General features: G+C 36.4%; 6 protein-coding genes. 4 read left to right on the forward strand and 2 right to left on the reverse strand.

The genetic code is table 11. The annotated features are described in order from the left end of the window. Nucleotides 1-16: 16 nt before the first annotated feature. Together ACFCYJ_RS25045 and ACFCYJ_RS25050 are read right to left on the reverse strand one after the other, a co-directional pair. Nucleotides 17-898: a DMT family transporter gene (locus tag ACFCYJ_RS25045; RefSeq protein WP_376078402.1), complete on the reverse strand. Its 882-nt coding sequence runs from the start codon at nt 896-898 to the stop codon at nt 17-19. Nucleotides 899-1,000: 102 nt separating this feature from the next. Further along, nucleotides 1,001-2,161 (reverse strand): PucR family transcriptional regulator, encoded by a 1,161-nt coding sequence (locus ACFCYJ_RS25050; RefSeq protein WP_376078395.1) that lies wholly within the window; start codon nt 2,159-2,161, stop codon nt 1,001-1,003. Nucleotides 2,162-2,184: 23 nt separating this feature from the next. Here ACFCYJ_RS25050 and ACFCYJ_RS25055 point away from each other — a divergent pair, with 23 nt between their 5' ends. The 4 genes from ACFCYJ_RS25055 to ACFCYJ_RS25070 all read left to right on the forward strand — a co-directional run bounded on the left by ACFCYJ_RS25055 (nt 2,185) and on the right by ACFCYJ_RS25070 (nt 5,999). Continuing rightward, the gene (locus ACFCYJ_RS25055; RefSeq protein ID WP_376078397.1) at nt 2,185-2,316 is read left to right on the forward strand and encodes a hypothetical protein; all 132 of its coding nucleotides are present in this window, start codon (nt 2,185-2,187) and stop codon (nt 2,314-2,316) included. 209 nt (nt 2,317-2,525) lie between these two features. After that, a complete protein-coding gene (locus ACFCYJ_RS25060; RefSeq protein ID WP_376078398.1) occupies nt 2,526-3,425 on the forward strand; it encodes an EAL domain-containing protein in 900 nt (299 codons plus the stop codon). Next, nucleotides 3,385-4,341, forward strand: coding sequence for a GGDEF domain-containing protein (locus ACFCYJ_RS25065; protein WP_376078400.1), 957 nt, complete (start codon nt 3,385-3,387; stop codon nt 4,339-4,341). Before ACFCYJ_RS25060 ends, ACFCYJ_RS25065 begins: the two co-directional genes overlap by 41 nt. A gap of 329 nt (nt 4,342-4,670) precedes the next feature. Beyond that, nucleotides 4,671-5,999, forward strand: a complete 1,329-nt coding sequence (locus ACFCYJ_RS25070; RefSeq protein WP_376078404.1) for an L-cystine transporter — start codon at nt 4,671-4,673, stop codon at nt 5,997-5,999. Nucleotides 6,000-6,141: the final 142 nt, after the last annotated feature.

Consider the following 6,141-nt stretch of genomic DNA (forward strand, 5'->3'; position numbering starts at 1 on the left):
ACTATTTTGACATTCTTTATCGAGAGCTTTTCATCATTCGTTTTTTAGGGTGTGCAGGCTTTACTTCTGCTATTAATATGGCGAGTAAAATCATGACAGCCCCTACAACCATACGACTTGTTAATATCTCATGTAAGAATATAACGGATAGTACCATGCCGAAGAAGGATTCTGTAGACAGAATAATAGCCGCTTTTGTAGCAGATGTATATTGATTTGCAATATTTTGAAAAAGATATGCGAGAGTAGTTGAAAAAATGGCTAAGTAAACGATTGAATAGATTGCTTCTTTTTCAAGAGTAGTTGGGATATCGCCTCTACTGACTACGACCAAAACACCTAAAAAAGATGCTGTGATAAATTGAATGATCGTCAGGGCAATGGCATCTTCCTTTTGGACAAAAAGGTTCGTACAAAAAATATCAAAAGCGAAGGCGACAGCGCAAGCTAAGGAAAGCGCGTCTCCGATATTCATCGTCAGGGAACCTTGTAATGATAAAAAGCCGATTCCGACAATAGCTATAATCGAACCGATCATTTCATAGCCATCTATACGACGTTTGTAAACCGCAAACGCAATTAATGGAACAATAATGACATTTACAGCAGTTAAAAATGCATTTTTAGAGGGTGTTGTATATTGTAGCCCTACTGTTTGAAGGGCAAAGGCAATATACAGAATGGTCCCTAACAAAATACCTTTCCAGATAACTGATTTAGAAGCTTTTTTTAATCTGTATCCAAATAAGACTGTCAGTATAATCGAAGCTAATAAAAATCTGCCTGCCATTACTTGATAGGCTGTTAAATATTCCAATGCAATTGCCGTTATTACAAATCCACTACCCCAAACGATTGCAGTGACTAATAGCATACCATCAGCTATGTATTGTTTCATCATTCTTCCTCCTAACTTCAATAGAATAGCATGAGATGGAAGAAAGTAGTTTGATTTTAATTCTAAAAATTCAGGCGTTTTTTTGTACTTATTCCAAAGCTGTCATTCGACATTCATTTTGCTATGTAATAAGTACAATTTAACGGCTGCCGCTATACGCTCATAAAAAACATAATCATTTTCTAATGGTGCTACTAGCTGCCGTATTTTTGACATACGATAACGGATTGTGTTTGGATGGCAGAAATGAGCAACGGCTACTTCCTTAATGTTGCCTTGTTTTACGACATAGGTGATTGCTGTTTTCATTAAATCCGGATCGACCTTTTCCTCAAATAGGGGACCAAGATAGCTATTTACAAAGTCCATAGCAAAGGTAGCGTCCTTACGATGCAATTCAATTAACAACCAATCGGAAGCAAGGTTCTCATAATGACGGATAGGAGCCGATTCAATTTCAGCCATAATACGTGCATAAAAGGCTTCGCGAACGGCAATAGGGAATTTTGATTGTGTTATGTGACAACGACTATAGCCAAAGGTCCATGAATCAGTTGAGATTGCATACATTGTCAACCATTCATTGAGAAGTTTTTCAAATTGAAATTGCTGTGATGAATGGGTCATTACAATAAAGAGGCTCTTTTTATAGGTACAAATCATACCAGATTTCAATAGAGGCTCTAATTGGAAAAGGGATTGCATCCATTGACTACTTGCACGATCTTGCGTTTGAATATTAGCAACAAATACATATTTTTCAAAGGGCTTATTGATTTGCTGTAAAATAGACTTTATTTGTTCATCTGTTACGTCTTCCTCCATTAGACGTCGCACAATCGTTTCTAAAAAGAATGAATAGTCCTGTGTTTTCGCATAGGCCATCGTTTCTAAAATAATCTTTTCAAAAAATTCATCTCCGCCAAATCGCAATATCGGAAAATTGTGTTCGTCTGCATAGACTAACACTTCCTCTGGTAAATCCTCATAGATGACAGGTTTATAAGCTAATGCACTTGCCCCTAGCTCAATCAGGCTTTTCACGGCATTCCATAAATATTCTGGCTTGTGCTTTGCGAATAATAAACTGCTTAACACAACGCTATTCGGTGTGAAAATCGTTTCTCTCACAGTTTGAATATCGGGTGAAAATTCAAAGTCTAGAATTTCAACATTTTGAACGGGTTTATGTAAACCATTGTGACCGGCAACGACTGTAAATTCTTTTGTAATAGGCAGTTGTAAAAAGTTCTCTACGTTCATTACAATATCAAGCAACCTTTCGTATGATTGAGTATCTATTACTTATTATAGAAGCACTTGTCAGTAAAATACTATTAGTATCGCTGAAAGGATACAGTGAAATAGCTGATAAGGCAATGCGAATCGCTGATCAACCATCCAAAAACCGCCGATAAAACCACTAACCTTTGCTCGACCTGCCTGCTCTACATCCTAAATTTATACCACTCTATCAAATGATCAAAAAAGCTTATTTTTATAAGGTAATGCAAACTTTCGAAAAGGAAATCTAGTGCTAGAGACACCTGTTTTTACATGAAATTCATAGTGTATTTACAATGAAAGCGTACAATAGATCCTAATAACCGATTTAAGAGGTGCGAGAATGGAGTCTGCTGTGAGTCAAAGCATAAAAACAAGTAATTTATTTTCTTATGTAAAGTATTTATATGGGCAGCATCAAAACAATACGCTCTATATAAAACGTTTAAAAGCATTGAAAGAAATTATTCAGGACAAGAATTTACATACTTATTTTCAGCCTATCGTTGATTTACAGACGAGGCAAACGATTGGTTTTGAGGCGCTGAATCGTCCGGAGCCTTCAGAATTGTTTAATAGTGTTGATCAGTTTTATGAATTTGTTGGGCAAACGGACTGTGTATTTTTATTTGAATGTTTTTGTCGTAATCTTTCATTACAGCGTTTCAAAGAGCGACTGCGCGAAGAATGGCTAAACAGAGATTTTCTAATATTTGTAAATATACATCCTAATGTTTTACTAGATAAGAACTATCATAGTGGTGAAACGTTGCAATTATTAAAGGAGTTTGGCATAAAACCACAGCAGGTAGTGTTTGAGCTAACTGAACGTAGTGCAGTGGTGGATTTTGTAGAGTTTGAACGCGTATTATCACATTATCGATCACAAGGCTATAGAATTGCGGTGGATGATGTGGGTTCAGGCTACAATAGCTTGAAAACGCTTATTTACTTAAAGCCAGAATTTATAAAACTCGACCGTTCTTTAATCCAATTTATTGATAAAAACAGCGAGCAGCAGCAGCTTGTCACATTACTGATGAAATACGCAGAGCAGGCTGAGACGAAAATTATTGCAGAGGGTATTGAACGCCAGGAAGAGCTTGATTATTTACATACTATTGGAATCCACTACGCGCAAGGTTACGCGATAGGGAAACCCGCAAAGGAAATACATTTGGGGAAAATAAGGATGGATGACCATGAAGATAGGGGAAGTCATAGAAAACGTTCCTTGTATTGATGAATTTGTAAAAAATCAAGAGGTGGATATGCTTTTTACAAGTAATCCGTCATTACGTAGTGTTGTCGTTGTTCGAGATGATAAACCAATTGGGCATATTACACGTACGCATTTCTATCAAAAAATTGGTACACGCTATGGCTATAATTTATTTATCGGACGGCATAATCAGCTTATTATGAAAGAAAATCCTTTAATTGTAGATCGCAATATACCTATAACAGAGGTCAGTACGTTAGCGATGTCTAGACCTCCGGAGGACTTATATGATGATGTGGTTGTAACAAGGAATGACTTATATTATGGTGTAGTAAGTATTCGGGAACTACTGTTAAAGCTTGTAGACACACAAGTAGCCATTGCTAGCTTTTTGAATCCATTAAGTAGTCTTCCGGGCAATAAATTAATTGATGAAAAACTAGAGGAAGCATTGCAACTATCAAAATATAGTTTAATATATTTTGATTTAGATCATTTTAAATCATACAATGACACGTACGGTTTTAATAAAGGGGATAAGATTTTATTGTATTTAACAGATGTTTTGAAAAGAAATATCGTGGGTGCAGAAGATTTTTTAGGACATATTGGTGGAGATGATTTCGTTGCGATTCTTCCACATTATGAGGCTGCCTCAATCTGTCAAAGAATTATTGATGACTTTGATGCATTTATTTTAAGCTTTTATGATGTAGAGGATTTAACATACTTACAAGTTCAAAATAGAGCTGGTAAATTAGAGCCTTTATCTTGTACGACGCTATCCATTGCGGTTATTACTAATCAATATCGGCAATTTGAATCTGTTGACCAATTGTCAGATGCGGTGACACGTGTGAAAAAACAATGTAAAAAAATTTCAGGAAGCTGTTACCTCATTAATGACAGTGGAAAAGAAACCTACCTCGTCCATTAAACGAAGTAGATCAGACTGTGGGCAAGCTCGCCCACGGTCTTTTTTCGTTATGGACGCTTTCCTCGGAGAAGATGCACATAGTTGCTTCGTGGAATATTCAATAACAGCATTTATTATTAAATTCGGATTTTAGGGCATAATCAAAAGAAATAAGCCGCTTTACTTTAGGAAATTATTAATCTAAATAAAACATACTTGAATTATAGGGATTATAGGTATATAATTCGATTACATTATAATTAAACTTCTTAGGAGGCTGTCTATTGTCTACATTACAAATTATTCTTAACGTTGCCGTGTTACTCGTGTTCGTTGGAATTTTATATTATATGAATAAAAAGCACGTTAAGTTTTCAAATCGTGTTTTTACTGCTCTAGGCTTAGGTATTGTACTTGGTCTTGGATTGCATTTAATATATGGTATTGATTCTGATGTGTTAGCTAAAACATCAAGTTGGTACAATATTATAGGTACTGGCTACGTTAAATTACTACAAATGGTTGCGATGCCATTAATTTTTATTTCCATCTTAATAGCCTTTACGAAAATGAAGGTTGGTAAAAACTTCGGAAAAATGGCAGCTCTTATTTTAGCCATTTTAATCGGTACAACTGCTGTTTCGGCTGCTGTTGGTATTTTTTCAGCAACAGTATTCGATTTAGATGCTTCTCATATTATGCAAGGTGCTGCAGAAACTGAGCGTGGAGCATATTTAGAGGAAAAAACTTCTGGATTAACGGCTCCGGATTTACCAACACAAATTATTGAGTTATTCCCAGCAAACCCATTTTTAGATTTAACAGGTGCTCGTTCTACATCAACAATCGCTGTTGTCATTTTTTCAGCGTTCTTAGGTTTTGCTTACTTACGTGTAGCACGTAAAGATGAAGACACAGCAGCGACTATTAAAAAAGGCTTGGATGCAATCTATGCATTAGTAATGGGCGTTGTAACAATTGTCTTACGTTTAACACCATACGGTATTTTAGCAATTATGGCGCGTACAGTTGCAACATCTGATTTCGGGGCAATCTATAATCTAGGTAAGTTTGTTATTGCGTCGTATGTAGCGTTATTGATCGTGTTTTTAGTACACTTATTAATTCTTACTTTAAGTGGTTTAAATCCATTTACGTACTTAAAGAAAACTGCAGAAACATTATTGTTTGCCTTCACTTCACGTTCAAGTGCAGGTGCCTTACCGATGAACATTCAAACACAAACAGGCCGTCTTGGCGTACCTGAGGGTATTGCGAACTTCTCAGGCTCATTTGGTTTATCTATTGGCCAAAATGGCTGTGCTGGTGTTTATCCCGCAATGCTAGCGATTATGATTGCACCGACAGTTGGGATTAATCCACTTGATCCAATGTTTATCATTACTGTTATTGCAGTTGTAGCAGTCAGCTCATTTGGTGTAGCTGGTGTCGGCGGTGGTGCGACATTCGCAGCCATTCTTGTATTATCAGCACTTGATTTACCAATTGCACTTGCGGGTATATTAATTTCCGTTGAACCGTTAATCGATATGGGCCGTACAGCTCTTAATGTAAGTGGTTCGATGACTGCAGGTGTGACAACTGCACGTATTACAAAAGAATTGGACACTAAAATGTATAATGATAAAGAATTAGGTGCTCAAGTTTCAGATTTATAATAAAGTCGGAGCTACTCTCATATTTGAGGGTAGCTCTTTTTTATCGAATGACGGATTGTAAGATTAAGTGCAACACCCAGAAGTCAATATAAAGGAAGCCCATAACGACCTCGTGTAGAATGTAGTTACCACACCAACATTC

Source organism: Lysinibacillus sp. NPDC056232 (assembly GCF_042267565.1).
Classification (GTDB): Bacteria; Bacillota; Bacilli; order Bacillales_A; family Planococcaceae; genus Lysinibacillus.